Here is a 25,172-nt window from a genome sequence, read left to right as displayed (position 1 = left end):
ATCAGTCCCTTATTTCTTATACAGCAGCCTCTTCTTCACCAAACTGACTGTTATACAAGTCCGCATAAAATCCGTTCTGCGCTAGCAGCTCATGATGATTTCCCTGCTCAATGACAGTGCCTTGATTCATTACTAAAATTAGGTCTGCATCCTTAATCGTGGATAGACGATGAGCAATGACAAAGCTCGTACGTCCTTGCATGAGTCTGGTCATTGCTTTTTGAATATGCACTTCTGTCCGGGTGTCAACGCTGCTTGTTGCCTCGTCTAAAATCATAATTGCAGGGTCTGCCAAAATGGCTCGAGCAATTGTAAGCAATTGTCGCTGCCCTTGCGAAATATTGGATGCATCTTCATTGAGCACAGTATCGTAGCCATTTGGCAGCGTCCGAATGAAATGATCGGCATACGCCGCTTTTGCTGCCTCTTGTATCTCCGTATCTGTTGCACCGAGGCGGCCGTACGCAATATTCTCTCGAATGCTGCCGTTAAACAGCCAAGTATCCTGCAGCACCATTCCAAACATTGACCGCAGGTTTTCGCGTGATAAATTGCGCGTGTCTACACCATCAATCGCAATAGCACCGCCCTTTAACTCGTAAAAGCGCATGAGTAAATTGATGAGTGTTGTTTTGCCGGCACCGGTCGGACCTACAATTGCTACAATTTGACCCGGCTTTACATCGAGATTCATATCTTCAATAAGCAATGCATCCCCTTTATAGCCAAAGTCCACATGCTCAAATACTACATGCCCTTTCACTGCCGGCATATTTGTAGGATTCGCTGCTTCCTTTACCTCCTCTTGTTCATCAAGCAATTCAAAGACACGCTCTGCCGCGGCAATGGTCGATTGAATAATATTGGCGATGTTTGCTGTTTGGGTAATCGGCTGCGAAAACTGTCTGGAGTATTGAATAAATGCTTGAATATCGCCAATTGCGATGAAGCCCTTTGTCACGTAAATTCCGCCGACAATACAGATTAATACATATCCGAGGTTGCTGACAAACATCATAAACGGCATGATGATGCCAGAGATAAATTGAGCACGCCAGCCGGCATCATATAGTTTGTCATTGATCTCATCGAAGGTCGCTTTCACCTTTTCCTCATGTCCAAACGCCTTGATAATCTGATGTCCAGTATACATCTCTTCAATATGCCCATTTAATTGTCCCAGTGATTTCTGTTGATTGGCAAAGTACTTTTGTGAACGCATCATAATCGGTTTTAGGACGAAAACGGAGAGTACAATAGACGCAATACTGATTAAAGTAAGCATCGGACTAATGGTTAACATCATAATGATAATTCCGATAATCGTCACAATTGATGTAATAAATTGTGTAATGCTTTGCTGAAGTGTGCTGCCAATCGTATCAATATCATTCGTTACCCGGCTCAGCGTGTCGCCATGAGGGTGTTCATCATAGTATTTCAGCGGCAGCCGTGATAGCTTTTCACTGACCTCCGTCCGTAAATCGTACACAACCTTTTGCGAAACATCGGACATAATATATTGCTGCAGGTAGCTAAATAGCGAACTGATAATATACAGTCCAACTAATAGGAGCAGCACACTTTGAATGTAATCAAAATCAATGGCTGCACCCGGGAGCCCTTTCCATTTCATCATAGCGCCTTCAAATAATTTTGTCGTGACATTTCCCATAAGCTTCGGACCAACAATTAAAAAAATCGTGCTAAGGATCGCCGTGAGGAATACGACTATCAAGTGCAGCTGCCGCGGCCTCAAATATGTAAGCAAGCGGCGAAGCGTTCCTTTAAAATCTTTGACTTTAGCGCCTTGCACCATCATATTGCCGCCGGGTCCAAAGCCTGGCCTAAAACCGCCGCCCGGATGGCCGCCTGGGCGCGGATGTTTGTCTGACGTACTCATGCGCTTTCCTCCTCTGACAATTGGGATGCAACGATTTCACGATATACCGCACATCGTTCGAGCAATTGTTCATGTGTGCCGATATCTTCTATTTCGCCTTCATCTAACACGATAATTTGATCGGCATGTAGTACAGTGCTTACACGCTGGGCAACAATTAATACTGTCGCATCAGCTGTTTCCGTCTTTAAGGCGCTGCGCAGTTTTGCGTCCGTTTTAAAATCAAGCGCTGAAAAGCTGTCATCAAAAATGTATAGCTTCGACTTGCGAACAAGGGCCCGTGCAATCGACAAACGCTGCTTTTGACCTCCTGAGAGGTTTGTGCCGCCCTGCGCAATAATAGATTCATAGCCAGCCTCCATTTGTTCAATAAAACCGGCGGCCTGTGCAATTTGCGCAGCATGCGCAATTTCCTCGTCTGTTGCATCCTCCTTGCCGTAGCGAATATTTTCACGAATGCTTCCTGAAAATAGCACTGCTTTTTGCGGAACAAAACCAATTTTAGATCGCAGCTCCGACTGCTTCATTTGCTGGATATTCACACCGCCTATACGAATCTCCCCTGCGTCAATATCATAAAAACGCGGAATTAAGTTCACAAGCGTGGACTTACCAGCCCCTGTCCCGCCGATAATAGCCGTTACTTGGCCAGGCTTTGCGCAAAATGAAATATCTGATAACGCCGGCATTTGTGCACCAGGGTAGCGGAATGTAACGCGGTCAAATTCGAGATCACCTCGGTTTTCATCAACTGTTGTTGTAACATCTGCATCGACAATACTCGGCTCCATTTCAAGCACTTCGTTGATGCGTGCTGCTGATGCGGCAGCGCGAGGCACCATCACAAACATCATCGAAGCCATAATGAGCGCGAACATAATTTGGATCACATACTGCATAAACGCCATTAAATCGCCAACCTGCATATTGCCGGTATCAATGCGGAGCCCGCCAAACCAGAGAATGGCGACCGTTGTTAAATTGAAAATTAACATCATTGCCGGCATCATAAATGCCATAATTTTATTAACTCGAATGGAAACACTCATGAAATCATAATTTGCTTTTTCAAAACGCTTTTGCTCGTACGGATCGCGATTAAAGGCTCGCACAACCCGAACTCCCATTAGGCCTTCACGCAGAATTAAATTGAGTACATCAAGCTTGGTTTGCATCACTTTAAAAAGCGGGAGCCCTTTGTACATAACGGAGAAAATCGTCAGAGCCAAAATCGGGATAATCGCTACAATAACAAGCGACAGCTTTGCATCCTTTGTTACCGCCATAATCACTCCGCCAATAAACATAATCGGTGCACTGAGCACCATCCGCATGAGCATGACAAGCACTTGCTGAACTTGCGTAATATCATTGGTCGTTCGGGTAATAAGAGAAGCAGTTCCCACCTGATCAAACTCCTGAAGTGAAAATTCCTCAACACGTGAAAAAACTCGCTTGCGCAGCTGTTTGCCGAACCCCATTGCAGCTTTCGAAGAGAAATAGCTGGCAAACACGGAACAAACCGCTCCAACAGCCGCAATAAGAAGCATAAAGGCGCCAATTTTTAAAATATAGTTCGTATCTCCTTTTACAACACCGGTATCAATAATATCTGACATTAATGTCGGCAAATAGAGGTCAGACATGGACTGGATAAAGACGAGCACAAGTACTCCCGCAATCATCCCGGCAAACGGCTGTAAATGACGAAATAGTTTTAACAACGGTTATCCTCTCCGTTCTCTATCGTTTCTGCTTCTGTCATCAGCTCATACATTCGCTGATGGATTCCTAATAATGTGCTGATGGATTCCTCTGGCAATTGCGATAGGACACCCATCATTTTTTGATATACTCCACTTGGATCGTCATACATCAGTTGGATTTGCCTCATGCCGGCCTCTGTTAACTCAAGCTGTACCTCACGGCGATTTTCTTCGGGGATGCTCCGTTTCAAAAAGCCCAGTGTCACTAATCCATCGATACTTGCACTCAGCGTGCTTTTCGGAAACAGCAGCCGCTCACCTAGATGCTTTTGCGAAATCACTTGCGAGGGAAGAATGGTTTGCAAAATCAAAAACTGCGGCATGCTTAGGCCGCTGTTTTTGATGCTCGCCTGCCCCCATCGCCCAAAACGCCGTTGAATCCTCCAAAAGGATCGCAGCACTTTAATGGTTTGCTCTAATTGCGGGTTATTCTGGCTCATAATGTCCCCCCTTCGTGTTCGTTTTTAAACTGTTCTAAAACGGAAAATTAACTTTATTGACTAATTATATATCTGTTATCCAAAATATGTAAAGCGAGAAATAACGACAATATATTTTGACTGTTTGCCTTTCCAGCATTCCTGCAGTTCCAGGAAAATACAGATTTAAAACGATAAGGAAATCTAAATAAGAAACAGCCAAATTTCCGGCTTACAGCACTGAGAAATTTGGCTTTAGTTACTTCAATAAACGCAATCAATGACTATGGAAAAACATTATAATAGACCAGACCCCAAAATATTCAAACTAGATGTCCTAGGATTCTATTTCCCCGCTTCGATAATGTCCATCTGCTTTAATGTTTCAAGTGTAATATTTTTTGCTTGCGTTCCAGTGCCGTTGATATTCACAGCAAACACCCAGGTATCCTTTTTTGTATCAACGAAACCAACATACCATCCCAGCCCAAGATCCGAAAGCCTTGTCCCGGTTTTTCCATGAAGCGTGTAGCCATCCTTTTCATCCTGTATCATCATCCGTTTAACCGTTTTTTGATGTTTTTCTTCAAACGGAAGCTCTTCCTTGACTAATCTTTCCATAAAGTTTATTTGCTCAAGCGCTGAAATTTTCAGGCTGCTGTCCAGCCAAAATGAATCGATTCCGCCCGTTATATCTTGATTCCCATATTCTAGTATTCTAACATTCTCTTGCATTCTTGTTTCTCCAATGTCCCTTGCCATATCCTGATAAAACCAAATAGCAGACTCCCTCATAGCAGAAGCTAATGAGTGATCACGGTTCCAGCTTTCGAACTCTCTTACCACTCCATCCCAGCGTTTGACTTCATACTCATCTCTTACAGCTGCTGTTTGCAGCCCAATTAAGGCATTCGGTACTTTAAAGGTAGATTCGGGAGTGAACCTTTTGGAGCTTCTCTCTTTGTTATACACATAAACTTTATCCTTTTTGAGATTTTTGAGCACCATCGTGCCCTCTTTTCCGTTAAAAAGCTCTTCAATTTTCAGTTCCTTTGTTTGCTCCTGTTCTGCTTCTGTGACCGGGGTCGTTCCTATGAAAGCTAGCACAACTAAGAATAATAAAGTGACAGCAGCCTTAACACTCTTCATTTTTACAGCCTCCCTATTAAAAACATAATCTTCATAAATAGTAATTATTTTACATTCTGTATTATACATTGCAAACCTTTGAATGGATAGATTTCCCTTCTATATAGTCTTAATATTCAATTATTTTTACATGCATTTTAGCACTAGCCTGCAGTGTTCGTTTAAATTATTGCACTACACGGCATACCTTGTCTGAAGCACATTCACCGCCCCGCCTAAAGCTGTCACTTTTAAAGAAGGGGATTCTTTGCATTTTTGATAGAATGAAATGAATAAAAATATAAAAGCACTCAAGACAGAATATGTTACGATATATAATAGGGAAGCTGGCGGAAATCCAACATAGTCCCCGCTGCTGGGAATATTGAAATAGAGTTGCCCGGAAAGGAAGACAACCGGGCAAGGAGATCTGATAATTCCAATTTCTTCGGCAGGAAGAAAGGGATTTTATAAGCATGCTGATAGAATTTCATGCATTCTATCAGTATGCTTATTCGAAAACCTTAGCTCCAATCGTTAAGGTTTTTTGTATTACATAATCCTTTTATGTAAGAAAAGCACATAAGCTAATATAAGAAGCTTGTACATTGAAAAATAAAACAAGATTAGGTGGTGTTTATACTTTGTTTACTCATGAAGAAAGAGATGCGATTTATAAAGTAATAGAAACAAGAAGAGATATTCGAAGCTTTCTCCCTGACGCGGTACCGCAAGAAGCAGTAGCACGTATATTAGAAGCTGCGCATCATGCACCTTCTGTTGGATTTATGCAGCCTTGGAATTTTATTTTAATTGAATCAGATGAAATAAAAAACCGCTTAGCTTGGGCTGCAGATAAAGAAAGGCGGGCGCTCGCGATCCATTATGAACAAGATGAGCGGGCAGCAAAATTTTTAAACCTTAAGATTGAGGGAATGAAAGAGGCTCCTTTAACGATCTGTGTTACATGCGATCCTTCTCGGGGCGGCTCACATGTACTCGGCCGCAATTCGATTCCCGAAACCGACATCATGTCAACCGCTTGCGCTATTCAAAATATGTGGCTGGCAGCCTGCGCTGAAGGATTGGCAATGGGCTGGGTGAGCTTTTATAAAAAGTCAGATATTCGGGATATTTTAGAAATTCCCCCTCATATTGATCCAGTAGCCTTAGTTTCCATCGGATATACAGACACATACCCTACAGCCCCTATTTTAGAAACAGCGAACTGGGAGAAAAGACGGGCATTAGAAAAGCTGATATTTCATGAAAAATGGGGACAGTAAAGCACGAAAAGCGGATACGGTTCCAAAAGTTATACTTTCTTATATTCTCAAGAAAAAATCGGGTATCTCAAGGCTGGAGATACCCGATTTCTTCTATTTGTATGATGCAAACCAAGAGCCAATAATCGGATAGCGGAATGGACGGTCATCCAGCGCACGGATGATGCCGATAATCGGAGCAATTAACGCCATGAGTCCGAACACGATAAGAAACGGTATGCCAATCAATATCCATGAGAAGAATATCGAAATCGAAATTAAGACACCGATGACAAGATGAAAGACCAATGCCTGCAGCGACAAGCTTTTCACCTCTCGATTTGATGTGAGAAAATATACGATAATGGGAACTAACACAGGTGCAAACCACGTACTCGCATGAACAAGGATCTTAAGTCCCTTCTGTTCCATTTGTAATGAACTCCTTTTTGTTTATATTTTGTTATACTGTATTGCCATTATACACCAGTTCACATCTCAAGTTCATAAGACCTAAGACTGATTTTTCGTCAATCACTGGGTGATTTTCCCCTCTCTTTCTGTCCAAACTAAAATGCAATCAGAACTGGATTTGTACAAGCAAAAACTAGATTTTGTGCATGTCGTATCTCACGAAGTGCGGAATCCGCTTACTGTAATTAAAGCATACTGCTCCATAATGTTGGATCAGGAAATGGATTCGAGTGAAGAGAATCTCAGTAAAATTAGAGATATAAGGGATTATGTAGATGTGATTGACAATGAAATGAATCATATTATTCATACAGAGCAAATGCTTTCCAATGATTTTCTTTGGAAAAAAGAAATTATTAAGCCGTTACCTGTGATTCGAGAGGTCAGTGAATGTATGACTATTAAAGCACGTACACAAAATCTCAAACTTCAACATACCTTGGACTTAAACGGCAGTGAAAAGACGTATACGAATAAGATCGGTTTAAAACTGATTTTATCGAACCTCTTGAGCAATGCCATTAAATACAGTTATGAACAATCAATTGTTACACTTTCTGTTTTAGCTGCTCAAGATAAGATTATCATCAAGGTGAAAGACCAAGGGATAGGAATGACTGAAGAACAAAAAAAGCAGCTATTTAAAAAATACGGGAAATTCAATCCTCATAAGAAAGGTTTAGGAATAGGTCTTTACATGGTAAAGGAACTTGTGGATCATTTTGAAGGATTCATTTGGATAGATAGCCGGCTCGGTGAAGGAACAGAGGCTATAATGGAATTACCATTTATCAATGATTCCATCCAGAAGGTCTAGTAATGTCATAAATCCCTTTAAGTACAAAAAAGAAGCTGATCTAAAAGTACCGTTACATAACTTTTAGATCAGCCCCTTTTGCTTCGTCATCAGATTAATGATGCTCTGCAGGCGTCTTTGCATGCTGAATATGACTTGTAATCCAAGCGATTCCAGCAGCACAAACGAGATATCCTAACAAAATCCAAACTTGCGTTTGCAGCTGCTCCCAATCCCCTAACGAAATTACATCCTGCAATCCGCGCAGTGAATGCGCCATTGGAAGGGATTGTCCGATTGTCCGAAGCAGCGGCGTGCTTAATTCTCCTGGGAATGTTCCTCCGCATGTAGCCAATTGAAGAACTAGCAATGTGACCGCCGCAAATTTGCCGACAATTCCAAATACCGTTACGAGCATGAAAATAAATGTCATAAACGTAAAGGAAATGATTACACTTGATAGAATGAACATCGGTACGCTTGCCACATGCAAGTCAAAGCCGAACAAAACAACCATATCGACAATCAATGCTTGGATGAGCCCGACTGCGTAAACTAAGCCCAATTTATTCACAAAATGGACAGTTCCGTTCACCTGAAGATCTTGTCTTCTTCCAAGCGGAAGAATATTGGATGCCATAATTCCGCCTACGTAAAATGCCAAGGAAAGGAAATACGGCGCAATTCCAACACCGTAATTCGGTACATCGGAAACATTTGATTTTACGAGCTGCACAGGTTCTGAGAACATCGATGTTAAGGAGTCATCATTATGAAGCTGAGACGTTTTCTGAGCTGCATCACTTAATTTCATTGCCAGCTCCGTTGAACCATCTGTCAGCTGGCTGAGTCCATCGTTCAATTTCCCCGCTCCACTACTTAACTGATTGCCGCCGTTTTCAAGCTCCGCAATGCCGGCATGCAAGGATGAGAATCCTTCACTCCACTTCGTAAAGCCATCCGATAATTGCGTTGTTCCATCAGACAGTTGCTTCGCTCCGTTGGCCGCTTCGTTCATCTTGCTGCCGAATTGCTGCATGCCAGCTTCAATACGCGCTTGCCCTTCAGCTATTTCCTTTGCCCCTTGCGCAAGCTGAGCTTGACCGCTGCTTAATTTACTTGTCGCATCGGCCAGCCCATTGGAAATGGAAACAATTTTCTGAAGCTCGGCATCCTGCTGAGCCTCTGGATGCTCCTTCATGTATTTCTCCAGCTGTTCCTTTAACATGCTCGCCGCACTAGCAGCCTGAACCTGTCCCTCAGCCAGCTTCGCATTTCCATCAGACCATGTTTTCGTTCCTTGCGTTAATTGATTCATTCCTGCTTCTAGCTTCTGATGACCGCCGGAAAGCTGTTCCATGCCTTGGTATAAGGCATGCGATCCTTCCTTTATCCCTTGCATTCCTTGGTCCAATTTTGGCTGGCTGCTTGCAAGCTGATCGCTTCCTGCTTTGAGCTGCTTTGTCCCGCCCTGCAGCTTCTGAATTCCATTGAACAGCTCGACCGCTCCATTTTTCGCATCAGTAGTCCCTTCATTCAGTTTTCCTGCACCAACACTGGCATCTCCGAGGCCTTGCGCCAGCTCTTGAAATTTCGAAAATACCCCGTCAGCATACGACTTTGTAATGCTGTTTGCGATTTTTGTTTTCATTTCCTCTACCGCTGTTGTACTAATTTGAGACGCTACATAGTTTTTCCCCGGATTTACTTTATAAAGAAGCTGCGCAGGCTGCGGATGCTCATCCATTAGCGTACCAACCTTTTGCGAAAAGTCTTTCGGGATCGTAATGACCATGTAGTACTTTCCGTCTGCTAATCCGTTATTTGCCTCCGCCGAAGAAACAAACCGGAAATCTAACTCCTTGTTTTTCTTTAACTCCTGCACAAAGTCATCTCCAGCACGGATCGGTTTCTCGTCCATCATGGAGCCTTGATCCGAGTTCACCACCGCAACAGGAAGCTGATCCAGTCTTCCATACGGGTTCCAATATCCAGCTAAAAAGAAACCTGCGTAAATGAGCGGAACGATAAGCAGGAAGATCAAAGCAATTCTCCCATGCTTATGCTTCCACATTAACTTTAAGTCTCTTGAAATTAATTGAATACCTTTCATTGCTGCTCCTTCCCCTAACTTATATCAAAATTCACCTTTCTATCATAAATTCTTCAGATTATAATGTATAATATATATTTCATTATAAAAGCATAACTTTAAAGCTATAGATATAGAAAGGGAGAAGCACAATGGAATTGTTACAACTCCAATATTTTCAAACTGTTGCTCGGCTTGAGCATATGACAAAGGCGGCCGAAGAACTGCAAATTGCACAGCCTTCCCTTAGCAAGACGATCTCCCGCCTAGAAGAAGATCTTGGTGTTCCCTTGTTTGACCGGCAAAACCGGCAAATTCGGCTGAACGCTTTCGGCAAGCTTTTCTTAGATCGGGTGAACAGAGCGTTTATGGAATTAAATGAAGGAAGACGGGAGCTTTCAGAATTAGCTAAGCGCAATCAAAACACAATCACGCTGGCTGTGTCAATACCAAGAGTACTTCCTGAATTATTAAGTGCTTTTTTGGAGCAGCATCCTAACATTCGATTTCAACAGTTTTTAGAATCGACTTCTTCTATGGAGCAGCAGCTCGAAAATGCGGAGATTGACTTTTGTATCTCCTCCGTCTCGATTGAAGGTCCTGACCTTGTATGGGAACCATTAGTAACGGAAGAAATTTTTTTAATTGTCCCGCCCGATCATCGGCTTGCAAAGAAGAGCGCAATCTCGCTTCATGAGGTAAAGGATGAATTCTTTATTAGTATGAATACAGGATATGGATTTCGAAATTTGACCGACGAATTTTGCAAGGAAGCTGGATTTCTGCCGCAAATCGCCTTTGAAGGCGATGAACCAGGCGTGATACGCGAGCTCGTCCAGCAAGGACTAGGAGTCGCTTTCGTTCCCGGTATTTCATGGGTCAATAACACCAATCCCTTCCCTCATCGGCTCCGTATTACAGAGCCGCCATGCCAAAGAACGATTGGGCTAGGCTGGTCGAAGAGACGGTACCTATCCCCTGCAGCCCGGCAATTCCGTCAATTCGTGATTGCCTATTTTTCCAGTATTTCTGAGCGGCTTGAAGAGTTAACTGACAACAAGCAAAGTGAAGTGTAGATTCAATACATAACATACATAAACTTGGCCAGAATACCTCATGGACAACTACTTGAGAAATGAGGGGTAACCGTGAAGGAAATTTTACAGCAAGTGAAAGAAGAACTAGAAAAAGCATATAGTCATCCAGAGTCTCATGATTTAGATCGCTGCATCGAGCAGCTTCAATCAGCAAAGGAGCAGTATGGCGATAAAGGCACCATGATTGAAGATGTCATTCGATCTTTGACACAAGCAAGAAATGCAAAGATCCAGCTGGAGAATGCTGGAGACATTGCTTCATCCGCAGCCTTCGGAGAAGCCCATAATGCGCTGGATCAAGCAATTGCGTCCTATACGAGAACGAATAATGATCCGTTTTAAAGCAATATCAAAAACAGGCTGTAGAGAAATCCTCTCTACAGCCTGTTTAATATCATACACTATACTTCATCCACTAAAGTCTCTACCCCAAAATGGTCCGATACAACTGGTCGGTTTATACCATTAAAAACCACTTGTGAATACGCTACCTGACAAGGCTGATTCGTCAAAATCAAATCAATTCGCAAATCCTGCTTATTCTGATCCCAGCCGGCAATCTTTCCTTGTACTGTCACACCGCTATCCTTTTCCTTCGCAAGGCTATATGTATCATACAAACTATGCTGCATAAGATACTCATACCCCTCGCCTTTTACGCCTGCATGGTTATTAAAATCTCCCATGAGGAAAAATCTTTCTTCCCCCTGTACATGCTCAAGGAGGGATTTTGCTTGGTGCACAAACGGTTCTTCTTCATCGTGCCACCAGCCAAGGTGACAGGAGTAGAAGGAAATCAGCTCATTCTCATAACGTATGCTTGCGCCAACAATCTTTCTTGTTTTCCACTTTGTAATGTCTTGACTTTGTGAAACAAAAAATGAGTGCGTCCCTTCGATCGGGTGCTTTGTGAGAATTGCAAGCCCTTCTTCATATGTCTTGTAACCGAAGTGAGAAAGATCCCATACATACTCATAATCGGTGACACCAAGCTTTTGCAGCTCCTCTAGTAAAACGATGACATAATTACCGCTTTTGACATTTGCACGTATCACTTGTCCATCAATAGGCTGGCTTACTTCCTGCAGTGCAATCACATCATAAGAGTTTTCTTGAATAGCCTTCGCAAGAGCCTCAATTTTCTCGAGCTGGTTCTCTTCCTGCCATGCATGACAATTTAACGTTAATAATTTCATCCTTTACGCCCCTAATCGATCTTGAATGTCGGACTTTAATACATCCGCCTTTGGTCCGTAGATAGCCTGTACTCCCTTATCCTTCAGAATAAGTCCAAGCGCTCCGTTTTGCTTCCACTGCTGCTCCGCAGCAACTTTATCAATATGTTTAACAGTTACACGTAAACGAGTCATACAAGCATCTACATCTTCAATATTTTCTTTTCCGCCGAGTAAACCAATAATTGTAGAAGCAAGAGAATCATCTGCAGCATTCCCAGCTTTGCCCTCCTGCGGCGTTGCGTTAGCCTCTTCCTCGATATAGTTTCCAGCGCGGCCAGGAGTTGCAAAATTAAATTTTTTAATAAGAAAGCTTGCTACAAAGAAGTTTAACGCAAAGAACACTGCGCAAGCAACTAAAAAGCTTACCAGATCTAACCATAAACCAGCCTTAAGGCTCATTGGCATACGGGTTAACAGCTCAATAAACCCAAAGGAATGGATGCGAATATGAACAAGATCAACAATTGCAAATGCGAGTCCCGTCATAATTGCATACACAATATACAGAACAGGAGCAACAAACATAAACATAAACTCAATTGGCTCTGTAACACCTGTTAAAAATACAGCTAATCCTGCAGAAAGAAACATTGATTTATATTTCGCGCGCTTTTCTTTATCCACATTCAAGTACATTGCTAATGCAATCGCCGGTAATGCTACAGTGGATAGAATCATTTGCCCTACCTTAAAGCGAGCTGGAGTAACATCATGTAATAACTGGTTATATCCCGCTGTATCGCCTGCTGCAAGCAGGTTATTTAAGTCCGCAACCCAAGCGAGCCATAACGGATCCTGCCCCGATACGATACTTCCTGCATTAGATCCTGTTAAGATTTTGTACGTACCGCCTAGGTCTGTGTAGTTCATTGGAATCGTTAACATATGATGCAAACCAAATGGCAATAATAAGCGCTCCAGCGTACCGTAAATAAACGGAGCAATAAATGGCGCTGTATCGCGAGAAGATGCAATCCAGTTCCCAAAATCATTTAATACCCCTTGAACAAACGGCCATACGATAGATAATAGGAGTGCTGCTGCAACAGAACCGCCAATTACCACAAACGGCACAAAGCGCTTACCGTTAAAGAAGGAAAGAGATTGCGGCAGTTTATCAAAGTTATAATACTTATTAAATAAGCTTGCTCCTAAGAAACCGGAAATAATTCCTACGAATACTCCCATATTTAATGCCGGCGCCCCAAGGACAGATGTGAAATAATCCTTTACTACTAGCTGAGTTCCAAATAAAGAAGAAACTGCTGCATTAGAATCCGCTAACATGTCGCTATTTACAGCAAAAATAGCTCCTGTAATACGGTTAATCAATATAAATGCAATTAAGCCGGCAAACGCGCCGCCTGCACGCTCCTTTGCCCAAGATCCTCCGATCGCAACAGCAAATAAAATATGCAAATTACCAATCAAGCCCCAGCCAATATCCTCGACCACATGTGCAATCGATTCCACAATAGACATGCTGCCACTCATCATACCGATTAACTTCCCAATCGAAACCATCAGCCCTGCAGCTGGCATCACTGCTACTACTACAATTAAAGCCTTTCCAAATTTCTGCCAAAAGTCAAACGAAGCAAATTTCATTTCTACTAACCTCCAACTTTACATATCTTCTAAACATCATTTAGCGACACTTTCCGAAAGGCAAACGTTTGCATGGATGTATTGTAATAAAAGTCCTGTCATAAATCAACCCTATATCTGTTTTTTATTACATAATCTTGAAAAGGTACAAGAAAAGCATACACAGTCCGTACTGCAACTCTATTTTTTGGACCTCCCTCCATTTGCACTCCCTTCGGTTTGTACAAACAATTGCTGCTAGCTCAAGAAATGATAAGACTTTTTATCTTAAAAAATATTTTTTATTGCGCAAACGATTGCCATCAACTCAGTACATATGATAACCTTTGTGATATATAGATAGGGAGGACCTTTTTATGCAAAAAAAATGGTGGAAAGAAGCAGTAGCTTATCAGATTTATCCGCGCAGCTTTATGGATAGCAATGGGGATGGAATTGGTGATTTACAAGGAATTATTTCTAAATTAGATTATTTACAGAATTTTGGAATCGATGTCATTTGGATTTGTCCGATCTACAAGTCTCCGAACGAAGATAACGGATATGATATTTCTGATTACCAAGATATCATGGAGGATTTTGGAACCATGGAGGATTTCGATCAGCTGTTGGAAGAAGCTCATAAACGAGGAATGAAGATCATTATGGATCTTGTGATCAACCATACATCAGCTGATCACCCATGGTTTATTGAGTCCCGTTCCAGCAAGAATAACCCAAAACGGGACTACTACATCTGGGCAGATCCGAAAGAGGATGGCACAGAGCCAAATAACTGGGAAAGTATTTTCAGCGGCTCTGCTTGGGAGTATGATGAGCAAACAGGTCAATACTATATGCATATTTTCGCAACCAGACAGCCTGATTTAAACTGGGAAAACCCTAAGGTTCGTCAAGACTTATATGCGATGGTTAATTGGTGGCTCGATAAAGGGATCGACGGCTTCCGTGTCGATGCCATTTCTCACATTAAGAAGGTACCAGGCTTTCCTGACATGCCGAATCCCGAGAAGAAGCGTTATGTCCCTTCATTTGACGGGCATATGAATCGTGAAGGCATTCATGTATTTCTAGAAGAATTGAAGCGGGAAACATTTGATAAATATGATATTATGACTGTCGGTGAAGCGAATGGCGTAACGACCGAGGATGCAGATCTTTGGGTAGGCGAAGATAAGGGCAAATTTAATATGGTATTCCAATTTGAGCATTTGGAGCTTTGGGGAAGGGATGTAAATAACACGATTGATCTTCCAGCTCTTAAGAAAACGTTCACAACGTGGCAAAAGGGACTTGAAGGTGTCGGCTGGAATGCGCTATTCCTAGAAAACCATGATCAGCCTCGCTCCATTTCCACCTGGGGAAATGATACAACTTATTGGGATCAGTCCGCAAAAGCCCTTGCGACGATGTATTTCTTAATGCAAGGAACGCCGTTTATTTATCAAGGCCAAGAAATTGGTATGACGAATGTTCAATTTGAGTCTATTGACGATTATAACGATGTTGCTATTAAAAACTTGTATAAATTTGAATTAGAAAATGGGAAAACACATGATGAAGTAATGGAAATCATTTGGAAGCGCGGGCGTGATAATTCAAGAACACCTATGCAATGGAACGATCAGCCAAATGGCGGGTTTACGACTGGAACTCCATGGCTTAAAGTAAATCCAAATTATACGGAGATCAACGTACAAGGTGCGCTGGAGAATCCTGCTTCCATTTATCATTATTACAAAAAGCTCATTCAGCTGCGCAAAGACAATCCTGTCCTTGTATACGGCACCTATGATGTGCTATTAGAGGAAGACACGCAAATTTATGCGTATACAAGAACATGGGAAGATGAAACGATACTCATCCTGACAAATATCTCCGATCAAGAGGCGAGCTTTCTCTTGCCTACCGATGTAACGCACACATCTGCGGAGCTATTAATAAGCAACTACGACGTGAAGGATACAAATATTCAAAGCGTCTTGCTCAAACCTTATGAAGCCAGAGTTTATAGACTCGTATAAAGAAAACTCGTCGATTGGCGAGCCTTTAGGCGAAGATAGAGACGTAGTTGCACTTATACTTTATTCCTAAAATTTCCCACTACGTCGAATTAACTTCTAGCTGGAAATTTATGATTTCTTAAAGTATAACAGAAAATAAGAAACAAAGAGGTCTTGGTTTGCGGTCAAGGCCTCTTTGTAATATGCGATACTTATGGCTTAAGAACAACTTTAATACAATCATCTGTTCTTGTATCGAAGACCTCGTATCCACGTTTCGCTTCACTAAGAGGCAGAACATGTGTCACGACATCACCAATATCCACCTTACCCTCCGTTATCAAATGGTAAAGATGAGGCATATACGGAATCACCGGCGCCTGTCCTGTTCTGAGGTTTACGTTGCGCTGGAATATATCTCCGAGCGGAAAAGCATTGTACCGGCCACCGTATGCGCCTGTTATTTGAATCGTTCCCGCTTTCCGCACCGCTTGAGTCGCAATCACAATACCGCCCATCGCTCCTCCGTGGAGCTTCATGCCAGCTGCTAAAAATTCAAGCGGTGTCATCTTCCCGCTCATTCCTGTACAATCTATTACAACGTCGGCGCCTCCCTCGGTCATGTCCCTCAAATATTCTCCAACGTTTTCTTCTTGTTCAAAATTAACGGTCTCTACCTTATTTGTCCGTTTTGCGTGCTTTAATCGATAATCGATATAATCAACCGCAATGATCCGTTTTGCACCCTTCAGCCAAGCAAATTTTTGAGCAAGCAAGCCAACAGGTCCGCTGCCAAGAATAATGACTGTGTCCCCGTCTTTGACGCCTGCATTATCTACACTCCAGTATGCCGTCGACGCGGCATCGGCCAGCAACACGAGCTTTTCATCCTCTACCTCGCAGTTCTCCGGCAGCTTAAAAGGAGTGAAATTTCCATAAGGAACCCTCATATATTCCGCTTGTCCGCCAGCATAGCCGCCAGTTGTCTCAGAGTAGCCAAAAAATCCCCCCATTTCTCCATGAGGATTCGAATTGTCACACTGGCTTGTCAGGTCATGGGTGCAATACCAGCAGTGCCCGCAGCTGACGTTGAACGGGATAATAACACGATCTCCCTTCTTTAGCTTCGTTACCTCCGGGCCTACTTCTTCAACAATTCCCATCGGTTCATGGCCAATAACATAGTCTGTAGGGAGGTTTGGGATCATGCCATGAAGCAAATGCAAATCGGAGCCGCAAATCGCCGAAGTTGTAACCTTGATAATAATATCGTCTGCATTTTTTATTTTCGGATCTTTGACTTCTGTAATTCCTACATTTTTAATTCCTTGATACGTCACGGCTTTCATGCCTTCTCCTCCTTTTTATTTATTCGGTGTTGCGAACATTCCAAGCCGGTCTGTATCATTAGGGAATAGATTCATTTCAGCAATCCCTACCGCCACCTCCGCTGACTTTAAATCAAGCTCAATTTGCTTGCCTACATCGTGAGGATACAGCCAGCCTTTATTCATCATTAATTCTGTTACCTCTCCGTACAAATCAATAGATTGTTCCATTTGTTTATGTAATGCCTTTCTCAGCTCCGGGCTGGCTGTTTCAGTAATTGCAAATGCATAGTTTCTGATCCCGTTCTTGATAGAAAGCAAAAAATCCAAAGCGAAGGATGCATCAGCCGTCTTTGCCATTCCTTCCGAATACTTTGGATCCAAATAATCCTCATTCATTTTCTTCCCTCCACTAGTGCAGTGTTGTTCGTGCCTGTAAATATAACTCTTTCAACTCTTGAATCGCTTTAATCGACTGTTGTACATCCTTTTCCATCAGTTCCTTTAGATCATTATCAAAACAAAGCCCTTGTATTAGTTTCGATTTCACTAAGCAATTAATTTTAAAATTGAGGATTTCATGGGTATCCATCGTTTCATGGAATGCTAATCCATCATGCTTCATCGGTTCACCTCCCGGCTCCTGCTATCTCTCATGAAAATACTTTCCCCTTATAGCCTTGTCTTTTATTCAAAACATGTTTTTTATTAAAATACAGTAAATGAAATTATAAAAGGTTGGTCTAGAGATTGAAGCAAAAACAACCATAATGAATAATATAAACGCAAATACATCAGCATAAGTATATAGATGATAAAATAGGGGTGAACCAGGATGACAAAGCTCTTCGGGCTTCATGAAGCATTAGAAGTGCATGAATTATTAACCTTCAAAAATCTTTCTTTAACAAAATCCATTGCAATGAGCGGATTGGCACAGGATACAGAGTTAAAAGCGCTTCTCACCGCAACTGCTGCTGCTGGGAAAAAGCATATTCATGACTTACAAAAATTTCTAACAGATACGGAGGCGTTGCAATGAGTATTTTTTCTCGGTTGATGCGTACGGATGGAACCGAAGAAATGACGGGAATAGCAGGAATAACAGATCAGATGATTGCGATGGACTTGTTAATCTCAATTAAATCAGAGGTTAGAAATCTTGCTGCGGTGATTACTGAAACAGCCACCCCTGAATTGCGAGAAGTATTGCGAGACCAATTGAATACAGCTATCAAAACACATGATAAAGTAAGCAAATATATGGCCTCTAAAGGGCTCTATCATCCGTATAACTTCAAGGAGCAAGTACAGGTTGATTTACAGGCCGCCCAAACAGCCCTTCACCCGCCTACCTCGTAATGAACGACCCTGCCGCTTCTGTAATACATAAAAACTTAAAGCTAAAATTGCTATGATAGATATTGCCTCAGGCCAACATCCTTATAAACAAAGGGTTGGTCTTTTTATGGTTTCGTCACCGATTCCCTATTTGTATAAAAGGCTAATTTGCGTTATCTTAAAGACATAACTCTACTTAAAGGTGTGTTTCATTTGCGGATTAATAAGTATATTAGTGAGTCAGGCATTACTTCTCGGCGGGAAGCCGACAAGTGGATTGCCAGTAAAAGGGTAACAATCAATGGGGTTGTTGCGGAGCTGGGCAGTCAGGTTGAACCCGGCGATGATGTTCGTGTCGACAATAAACCGATTATCGCGGAGCAGCAGCATGTCTATATCGCTCTCAACAAACCGGTCGGCATTACGAGTACGACCGAACGGCATGTGAAAGGCAATATTGTTGATTTCGTCAATCATCCATTGCGAATTTTTCATATTGGGCGGCTTGATAAAGAGTCAGAAGGCTTAATTCTCCTCACCAACGACGGCGACATTGTAAACGAAATTTTACGGGCTGAAAATAGGCACGAAAAAGAATATATCGTAACCGTCGATCGCCCTATCACCCCTTCCTTCGTAAAGGCGATGTCGGAAGGCGTGGAGATTCTAGATACAGTAACGCTTCCATGTAAAGTAACAAAAATGTCCAAGTATGTGTTTAAGATTATTTTAACCCAAGGCCTGAATCGTCAAATTCGCCGTATGTGTGCAGCGCTCGGCTACAAGGTGCGCAAGCTGCAGCGAGTTCGCATTATGAATATTCACTTAGGTAATCTGCCGGTAGGACAATGGCGCGACTTAACCAAGAGTGAATTGAACCAGTTGTTCAAGGAATTGCATTATAAGCCGAAGCAAAGATAAAAAAGGATGCTATACAAGAATCATTCAAAAGGGCCAAACCCCAGAAGCTGCATTACGTACTTCTCGGGTTCGGCCCTTTTAAAATCGGTTTGGAAATTGCTTGATGATACATGGTCAATCCAAAGCTTCCTGACATCATCTTTTAGCTTCACTGCTGCTTGGCTTACACATTGCGTTTGAATACATTCGTTTCCTTTCGCCTCTATCTGCACGGGCGAAAGGAGCAGAGCACAAGACATACATAGCCTCGGGAGCTGTTTTTTCGTAGGTAAATCCTCCTTTTTATTCTTTAGTTTGTATGTTTTATCCTATTTCATTCTTTTTAACAAACAGAATGAAATGAACAAATAGGATACAAACTATGGAAAATGATAAAAAGGAGTTTATACGATGGATAAAAAGGGTGTAACACAGAAAACAAGCCGCAATGTACGTATGAATAAACAGAAAACGCCAGATATGATCGCAAGTATTGATGAGATGAAAAAAGAGCATAAACCAGAGTATGTCAATATTTATTGGGATGAGTGGAGATAAGGATCTCAAAGAATTCAAAACACCTCATAAATGGGTGTAAATTATGATCTGCAATTAATGCTTGAACTCTCCCCCCGCTTAGGCTAACGCCTTAAAGCGGGGTATTCTTCCTGCGAACACCAAGCTATCACTCGGTTTTTAGCAGGCTCTACGGACAGTGCCCACCCTGAAAACTGCGACCTGTATACTGAGCTGGACACGCTCCCTGCTCTGCTTGCTTTTCGCTGCTTCTGTCAGCGTAACACATGTTTCAAACCGCAAAAACTGAAATTCATCTCCCGTCTATTTCGAGGCCACTGAAAAAGTATGTGCTTTCGGCAAATAAAGAAATTTTTATCAATATATGTAAAATAAAAACAAGCTAACCATCTGCATATAGTAGGTGATCAGCTTGTTTTTCTCTTTAAGTGAACTTTTTCAGTGCCCTCCCTATTTCTAGGCTTTGCCCTTCACGAAGTCGAGAAAGGAATCTTCTTTCGGTAACATATGAATAAACTGCATCCCTAATACATAGACAGAGGCTTCCAAAACAGTTTCATGTATGTCTATCTATTAGAGATATAACCTATGAAGGAAAATGATTCTAGTGGTTTTACATATAAAACATCTTTTATTTTTTGAATCGAACCATCATTACTCCCCTTCCAACATCGAACAAAGAACTTGCAGAATTGCGACGATACTATTAAAAATTAAGTCACTTTAACTAGGACTAATGCCGGTTTCCATCCCTACCCTCCTTTCATTTAATATAGTAGTTGTTTCAGAGAGGAGGAAATGAAATTGCGCGAGCATCGTGAAAAACCTTATATCGAGAAAGCCAGTCAAAGCATGAATGAAGCTGCGGAACGCTTAGATGTTGCCTTTTTTCAACTTGATAAAGCAATCGCTCAATTCGAGAAAGAGGGAGATTTTGCAAGGGCAAATGCAGCTAGAGGAGCTCAAAATATCCTTCAAGCAACAATCACATATATTTTGCAGGCTTTGTCTTTTATAGACGAGCGATAAATCACTGCTCAACCATCCTCCGTTTGGATGGTTTTTTTGAATAAAAAGAAGTGACACGATAGAATACGCACTTATCTATAGATGAATGCCGTGACAAGTTATATGAGACATGCATATCCATAACGTAGACTTTTGTAAAATAGAAGTGAGGGCAAAAATATGAAAATTCTCTTTCTGGAAAGCCACCCCATATGGATGTATGGCCTGCCTAATGGGTTGCAAGAAATTGGACATACAGTCATGATTTCTGGGCCGATAAGCAGGGAAAATATTTATGAAATGATAGATATGTTTCAACCGGATTTGATTCTATCGATGGGGTGGACACCAGAGCACTCAAAAGAAAAACAGCCGTGGATACAAGAAGCTGTCAAACAGGCGAATATACCACTTGTATATTGGGCAACTGAAGATCCCCTGCATACGCTGCGCTTTACATTACCTCTCATTAGCACAATACAGCCGGACTTTGTTTTTACAGTTACACCTTCGTTATGCGAAATTTATGAAAAATTAGGCGTAAAGGCATCCCATTTGGACTTTTCCTATCATGAAAGCATCCATCGCCGTATTACACCGTTACCTCAATATCGCTGTGATATAGCTGTTGTGGCCAATGCTTATCCTGATTTTCTTGAAAAAAATCCAGATGTATTCCGTTCTTCTTCTCTACAAACACTCATTGCTCCTCTTATTCAAAGAGGAATCCGCGTAGATTTCTGGGGACGTAACTGGGATAAAATGGGCAAATATCTCGGAAAGGATATCCCTCGTGATTGGATTCACGGCTATCTCGATTATACAGAAGCATACAAAGTCTATAGTTCAGCAAAAATAGTGATTGGCTTGCAGAACTGTGAAGACCAGCTTACGCAGCGTACCTATGAAATTCTTGGTTCGGGCGGATTTTTATTAACATCAGATACACCTGCGGTTCGGGCAAAATTCCGGCCAGGCTACGATCTCATTGTTTCTTCCTCTCCTGAGGAGACAATGGAACAAGTTCAATATTATTTGAGGAATTACGAAAAAAGAGAGAGAGTTCAGCGACACGGACAACAAGCTGTAAAAAAAGATTCCTACCGATATAGGGCGGAACACATGCTTGAGGTGTTGAAAAGCAGAGGAATTATAAAGAATATATCAAAATCGATTGGGCAAGTAATCTATTACACCGATATTCTTAAAGAAAAATACGAGCTTCACCATGTTACTTCAGGTGAAACATTATGGCACATTTCTCGGATGTATAACGTTTCCGTACAACATCTCATAGAGATTAATAACTTTAGGTCAGATCGAATATATGCGGGACAAATTATTAAAATTAGGAACAAGCAGTTTAAAAATATTCAACAGGATACCCCTAGATATAGATGGTAAGCCTTACAAGAAAGAGGCAGGATCTATTGATTCCAGATCAGCACTTTTAGGGTAAATCTATATTTCATAAATCCTATAGGAAAGAGTAATATATTTGCGGCATCTGCGAAATCACTTACTGGAGCTATGTATTTAAACATATATAACCTAAAATAACAAACAGAGTCACACATAATTGGCGAGGACTATAGCGTTGCTTCATATTGAACTCCCCCGCTTACCGCTGGGCTGTGCCGTAACGCGCTTGAAGCGGGGGCTTTTGTCAGAAAATGATAAAAGCTAAGAAGAACTATTGAATCGGTTCAACGAATTTCTCTCCATTATAAAACAAATAATCCGTATAAATCCCAATTCCCTGTGTCCTATATGCAGCAGCTTCCTCTGGGTTGTTAATCGTGTGAGCATAGATGAGGATGCCTTTCTTTCCTAAGGCCGTGCGCATCTCATCCTTTAGCCGAAAAGGAAACGCGGCAACGGCTGTAATATGGTTGCGTGCACACCAGTCCGCCAACTGCTCTGGAGATTGAATATTAATATGATGATACAATGTATAAATTACATGTTTGAAATCATGATAGGACTGAATGTAACTAAGCATAGCCGGGTCATAGATTTGCGGAATAATGCGATCCAGGAGTTTCGGGTCCATCCGCTTTGCTGCATTCACTAAGTAGGAGAACGTCCGGCGAACTTGATTTTCATCTCTTTCCTTTGTATCAGTAATGATGTATAAATCCGGATGCTTCTTCATTACCATTAAAATGCTTTCCCATGACGCAGGCTTATACTTACCATGAATCTTTAGCGACATAAAGGTTTCAAATGAAATTGGTCCCTCAATAGGCGGATAGTTCTGCCCTAAATATTGATAGTGCTCTGGTGTCCAATCATGACGAGCTACTAAACGACCGTCTGACGTCATATTTAAATCAATTTCAAAGATGCGGAATCCTCGCTTATAGTTGACAAGAAAAGCATCAAGGGAGTTTGTTACATAGTGCCCATCTATGGAGCCAAGGCCGTGAACGACGACTGGCAGATCATGTAAAACAGAAGGGGCAGGCTCTTTTCTTGAACTGCTTGTCTCCCTCCGCGCTGCGGCCTGCAGAGATAGATGATTGCTAAGCTCGTCTGATGAAGCTATGCCATTGTATCCGTCAGCTAATGTCGGACTATTGAATGGGATTGCAGCATATATCTCCTCACTTTGTATAAGGCTGACTAGAAAAAAGCCGGCTAATAGAATTATGAATAGCAGGAAGGGCTTCATATTCAACCGCACAAGAAAGCTTAGACTACTTTGTTTTTAGCAGCAAAACCAATCCTGCGCGAACCTCCTTTCCTAGCAGTGCAACCGTTGTTATGTCAAAAATACGACTTACAACAAAGTTTCCCCCTTTTCCCCATGGCTGATTCCCGCTTCTTTCTTCATTATTTTTCCTTTTAATCCAAAAATCAGAATTATAACTAGTGCAACATTTAGAATTCTTATCATTTTGATTGGTATAGATACCATAATCAACCGTATCAAAAGGCAAAACACAAAGGTCATACTAAGAAAAAAGGGGGATGAAAATGATTCAAACGGATCTATATGTAGACCAAATTAAGAAACATGCTGTTCGTTTTACTGATGCATCTGAGTTAGAGCCGTTGATTCAAGCTGCGAGTAACGCCAAATATGTACTGCTTGGGGAAGCTTCCCATGGAACGTCGGAATTTTATACTGTTCGAGCAGCTATCACAAAACAACTCATTGAAAAACATGGCTTTTCTTTTATCGCTGTAGAAGGAGATTGGCCATCTTGCTATGAAGTGAACCGCTATGTGAAAGGAAATGCAACAGAATACAAAAATGCAACAGAAGCATTACAAGCCTTTAATCGTTGGCCAAGCTGGATGTGGGCGAATGCGGAAATCGTGGAACTTGTAGACTGGCTCTACTCCTATAATCAAAAACAAACGACGGAGCATAAAAAGATCGGCTTCTACGGCATGGATGTGTATAGTCTGTGGGAATCGATGGAAGCTATGATTCAGTACTTAGAAAGGATTCAATCTCCTGATGTCGAAAAGGCCAAACAGGCATTTGAGTGCTTTGAGCCGTTTCATCGAAAAGCAGAAATGTATGGAGTTTCCGCTGCTTTATACGGAGAGGATTGCATGGAAGAGGCCGTAGCACTTCTTCAGACGATTCAACAAAACAAACACACTTATAACAGCGATTCTGAAGCTTCACTGAATATGCAAATCAATGCGCTCGTAACAGCAAATGCAGAAGCGTATTATCACGCAATGGTCACCCATGATGATAAATCATGGAATATTCGAGACCGACATATGGTAGAAGCTCTTGACTATATCGGAAATTATTACGGCGCAGAGGCAAAAGGAATCGTTTGGGAGCACAACACCCATATCGGCGACGCCCGGGCTACCGATATGGCAAGACAAGGATTGGAAAATGTCGGACAGCTCACTCGTGAAAAATATGGGCAAGAGCAGATTTATTCCATTGGTTTTGGCACTCATCACGGCACCGTAATCGCCGCAAGAAGCTGGGGAGATCCGCTTGAGAAAATGGTGGTTCCGAAAGCAAAACGAGGCAGCTGGGAGGATGCCCTCCATCAGGCTGGCGCTTTTAATAAATATATCATGTTCACAAAAGAAAACCGCGAGGCATTCCAGCGTACAATCGGGCATCGCGCTATCGGGGTCGTGTATCATCCTGAAATGGAGCACCTTGGCAATTATGTTCCTTCTCGTCTATCGGACAGATACGATGCCTTTATTCACATAGAAGAAACGAAAGCATTGTCGCCATTAACCCTGCAAGAGCTAATTACCACGTAAGAAAAAATCAAA

At 41.9% G+C, this 25,172-nt stretch carries 24 protein-coding genes and 1 riboswitch; of the genes, 12 read left to right on the top strand and 12 right to left on the bottom strand.

What is annotated here, in order from left to right:
* Positions 1-16: 16 nt before the first annotated feature.
* The 4 genes from AC6HZ4_RS10315 to blaOXA form a co-directional block, all read right to left on the bottom strand.
* On the bottom strand, positions 17-1,903 hold the full coding sequence (locus tag AC6HZ4_RS10315; protein ID WP_497494889.1) for an ABC transporter ATP-binding protein: 1,887 nt from the start codon (positions 1,901-1,903) through the stop codon (positions 17-19).
* Positions 1,900-3,627: an ABC transporter ATP-binding protein gene (locus AC6HZ4_RS10310; protein WP_497494888.1), complete on the bottom strand. Its 1,728-nt coding sequence runs from the start codon at positions 3,625-3,627 to the stop codon at positions 1,900-1,902. Before AC6HZ4_RS10310 ends, AC6HZ4_RS10315 begins: the two co-directional genes overlap by 4 nt.
* Complete coding sequence (locus AC6HZ4_RS10305; protein ID WP_497494887.1) at positions 3,621-4,109, bottom strand: MarR family winged helix-turn-helix transcriptional regulator; 489 nt, start codon at positions 4,107-4,109, stop codon at positions 3,621-3,623. The genes AC6HZ4_RS10310 and AC6HZ4_RS10305 overlap by 7 nt, the downstream gene beginning before the upstream one ends.
* A 324-nt stretch (positions 4,110-4,433) precedes the next feature.
* Positions 4,434-5,237 carry a class D beta-lactamase gene (gene blaOXA / locus AC6HZ4_RS10300; RefSeq protein WP_497494886.1) on the bottom strand — a complete coding sequence of 268 codons (804 nt, stop codon included), beginning with the start codon at positions 5,235-5,237 and terminating at the stop codon, positions 4,434-4,436.
* A 285-nt stretch (positions 5,238-5,522) separates the two neighbouring features.
* Positions 5,523-5,668: riboswitch (cobalamin riboswitch) on the top strand.
* A 192-nt stretch (positions 5,669-5,860) separates the two neighbouring features.
* Here blaOXA and bluB point away from each other — a divergent pair.
* Complete coding sequence (gene bluB, locus AC6HZ4_RS10295; protein WP_497494885.1) at positions 5,861-6,502, top strand: 5,6-dimethylbenzimidazole synthase; 642 nt, start codon at positions 5,861-5,863, stop codon at positions 6,500-6,502.
* Between the two features lie 93 nt (positions 6,503-6,595).
* Here bluB and AC6HZ4_RS10290 read toward each other — a convergent pair whose 3' ends face one another.
* Entirely contained in the window at positions 6,596-6,913 is a 318-nt protein-coding gene (locus AC6HZ4_RS10290; RefSeq protein ID WP_497494884.1) for a magnetosome magnetite crystal formation protein family, read from the bottom strand.
* A 160-nt stretch (positions 6,914-7,073) separates the two neighbouring features.
* Between AC6HZ4_RS10290 and AC6HZ4_RS10285 the strand changes: the two genes are divergently transcribed.
* Positions 7,074-7,772 (top strand): sensor histidine kinase, encoded by a 699-nt coding sequence (locus AC6HZ4_RS10285; protein WP_497494883.1) that lies wholly within the window; start codon positions 7,074-7,076, stop codon positions 7,770-7,772.
* A gap of 94 nt (positions 7,773-7,866) precedes the next feature.
* On the opposite strand, the gene AC6HZ4_RS10280 is transcribed toward AC6HZ4_RS10285, so the two are convergent.
* Positions 7,867-9,864, bottom strand: coding sequence for a YhgE/Pip family protein (locus AC6HZ4_RS10280; RefSeq protein WP_497494882.1), 1,998 nt, complete (start codon positions 9,862-9,864; stop codon positions 7,867-7,869).
* A gap of 131 nt (positions 9,865-9,995) precedes the next feature.
* On the opposite strand from AC6HZ4_RS10280, the gene AC6HZ4_RS10275 reads away from it, so the two are divergent.
* Positions 9,996-10,919 carry a LysR family transcriptional regulator gene (locus AC6HZ4_RS10275; RefSeq protein ID WP_497494881.1) on the top strand — a complete coding sequence of 308 codons (924 nt, stop codon included), beginning with the start codon at positions 9,996-9,998 and terminating at the stop codon, positions 10,917-10,919.
* A 72-nt stretch (positions 10,920-10,991) separates the two neighbouring features.
* Positions 10,992-11,282, top strand: a complete 291-nt coding sequence (locus AC6HZ4_RS10270; protein ID WP_497494880.1) for a hypothetical protein — start codon at positions 10,992-10,994, stop codon at positions 11,280-11,282.
* Between the two features lie 59 nt (positions 11,283-11,341).
* Here the strand turns inward: AC6HZ4_RS10270 and AC6HZ4_RS10265 are convergent, their stop codons facing one another.
* The gene (locus AC6HZ4_RS10265) at positions 11,342-12,136 is read right to left on the bottom strand and encodes an endonuclease/exonuclease/phosphatase family protein (RefSeq protein WP_497494879.1); all 795 of its coding nucleotides are present in this window, start codon (positions 12,134-12,136) and stop codon (positions 11,342-11,344) included.
* Between the two features lie 3 nt (positions 12,137-12,139).
* Positions 12,140-13,786 (bottom strand): PTS transporter subunit IIBC, encoded by a 1,647-nt coding sequence (locus AC6HZ4_RS10260; protein ID WP_497494878.1) that lies wholly within the window; start codon positions 13,784-13,786, stop codon positions 12,140-12,142.
* Between the two features lie 356 nt (positions 13,787-14,142).
* On the opposite strand from AC6HZ4_RS10260, the gene AC6HZ4_RS10255 reads away from it, so the two are divergent.
* Positions 14,143-15,810 carry a glycoside hydrolase family 13 protein gene (locus AC6HZ4_RS10255; RefSeq protein ID WP_497494877.1) on the top strand — a complete coding sequence of 556 codons (1,668 nt, stop codon included), beginning with the start codon at positions 14,143-14,145 and terminating at the stop codon, positions 15,808-15,810.
* 191 nt (positions 15,811-16,001) lie between these two features.
* Here AC6HZ4_RS10255 and AC6HZ4_RS10250 read toward each other — a convergent pair whose 3' ends face one another.
* Genes AC6HZ4_RS10250 through AC6HZ4_RS10240 form a run of 3 tightly spaced genes read right to left on the bottom strand, consistent with a single transcriptional unit; the run spans position 16,002 to position 17,742 of the window.
* Complete coding sequence (locus AC6HZ4_RS10250; RefSeq protein ID WP_497494876.1) at positions 16,002-17,138, bottom strand: zinc-dependent alcohol dehydrogenase; 1,137 nt, start codon at positions 17,136-17,138, stop codon at positions 16,002-16,004.
* A 15-nt stretch (positions 17,139-17,153) separates the two neighbouring features.
* Positions 17,154-17,516 (bottom strand): spore coat protein, encoded by a 363-nt coding sequence (locus AC6HZ4_RS10245; protein ID WP_497494875.1) that lies wholly within the window; start codon positions 17,514-17,516, stop codon positions 17,154-17,156.
* A 13-nt stretch (positions 17,517-17,529) separates the two neighbouring features.
* Positions 17,530-17,742 carry a spore coat protein gene (locus tag AC6HZ4_RS10240; RefSeq protein ID WP_497494874.1) on the bottom strand — a complete coding sequence of 71 codons (213 nt, stop codon included), beginning with the start codon at positions 17,740-17,742 and terminating at the stop codon, positions 17,530-17,532.
* Between the two features lie 210 nt (positions 17,743-17,952).
* Here AC6HZ4_RS10240 and AC6HZ4_RS10235 point away from each other — a divergent pair, with 210 nt between their 5' ends.
* The 6 genes from AC6HZ4_RS10235 to AC6HZ4_RS10210 all read left to right on the top strand — a co-directional run bounded on the left by AC6HZ4_RS10235 (position 17,953) and on the right by AC6HZ4_RS10210 (position 22,307).
* Positions 17,953-18,159 carry a hypothetical protein gene (locus tag AC6HZ4_RS10235; protein WP_497494873.1) on the top strand — a complete coding sequence of 69 codons (207 nt, stop codon included), beginning with the start codon at positions 17,953-17,955 and terminating at the stop codon, positions 18,157-18,159.
* Positions 18,156-18,479 (top strand): spore coat protein, encoded by a 324-nt coding sequence (locus AC6HZ4_RS10230; protein WP_497494872.1) that lies wholly within the window; start codon positions 18,156-18,158, stop codon positions 18,477-18,479. Before AC6HZ4_RS10235 ends, AC6HZ4_RS10230 begins: the two co-directional genes overlap by 4 nt.
* Positions 18,480-18,671: 192 nt before the next feature.
* Positions 18,672-19,379 carry a 23S rRNA pseudouridine(2604) synthase RluF gene (gene rluF / locus AC6HZ4_RS10225; RefSeq protein WP_497494870.1) on the top strand — a complete coding sequence of 236 codons (708 nt, stop codon included), beginning with the start codon at positions 18,672-18,674 and terminating at the stop codon, positions 19,377-19,379.
* 390 nt (positions 19,380-19,769) lie between these two features.
* Complete coding sequence (locus AC6HZ4_RS10220; RefSeq protein ID WP_497494869.1) at positions 19,770-19,916, top strand: hypothetical protein; 147 nt, start codon at positions 19,770-19,772, stop codon at positions 19,914-19,916.
* Positions 19,917-20,699: 783 nt separating this feature from the next.
* Entirely contained in the window at positions 20,700-20,924 is a 225-nt protein-coding gene (locus AC6HZ4_RS10215; RefSeq protein WP_497494868.1) for a hypothetical protein, read from the top strand.
* Positions 20,925-21,083: 159 nt separating this feature from the next.
* A complete protein-coding gene (locus AC6HZ4_RS10210) occupies positions 21,084-22,307 on the top strand; it encodes a DUF3880 domain-containing protein (protein ID WP_497494867.1) in 1,224 nt (407 codons plus the stop codon).
* A gap of 289 nt (positions 22,308-22,596) precedes the next feature.
* On the opposite strand, the gene AC6HZ4_RS10205 is transcribed toward AC6HZ4_RS10210, so the two are convergent.
* Positions 22,597-23,577 carry a phosphatidylinositol-specific phospholipase C/glycerophosphodiester phosphodiesterase family protein gene (locus AC6HZ4_RS10205; protein WP_497494866.1) on the bottom strand — a complete coding sequence of 327 codons (981 nt, stop codon included), beginning with the start codon at positions 23,575-23,577 and terminating at the stop codon, positions 22,597-22,599.
* Positions 23,578-23,882: 305 nt separating this feature from the next.
* Between AC6HZ4_RS10205 and AC6HZ4_RS10200 the strand changes: the two genes are divergently transcribed.
* Positions 23,883-25,160: an erythromycin esterase family protein gene (locus AC6HZ4_RS10200; RefSeq protein WP_497494865.1), complete on the top strand. Its 1,278-nt coding sequence runs from the start codon at positions 23,883-23,885 to the stop codon at positions 25,158-25,160.
* Positions 25,161-25,172: the final 12 nt, after the last annotated feature.

The sequence above is a fragment of the Ectobacillus sp. OTK genome (assembly GCF_059698935.1).
This window is presented reverse-complemented; position numbering and strand designations above follow the sequence as displayed.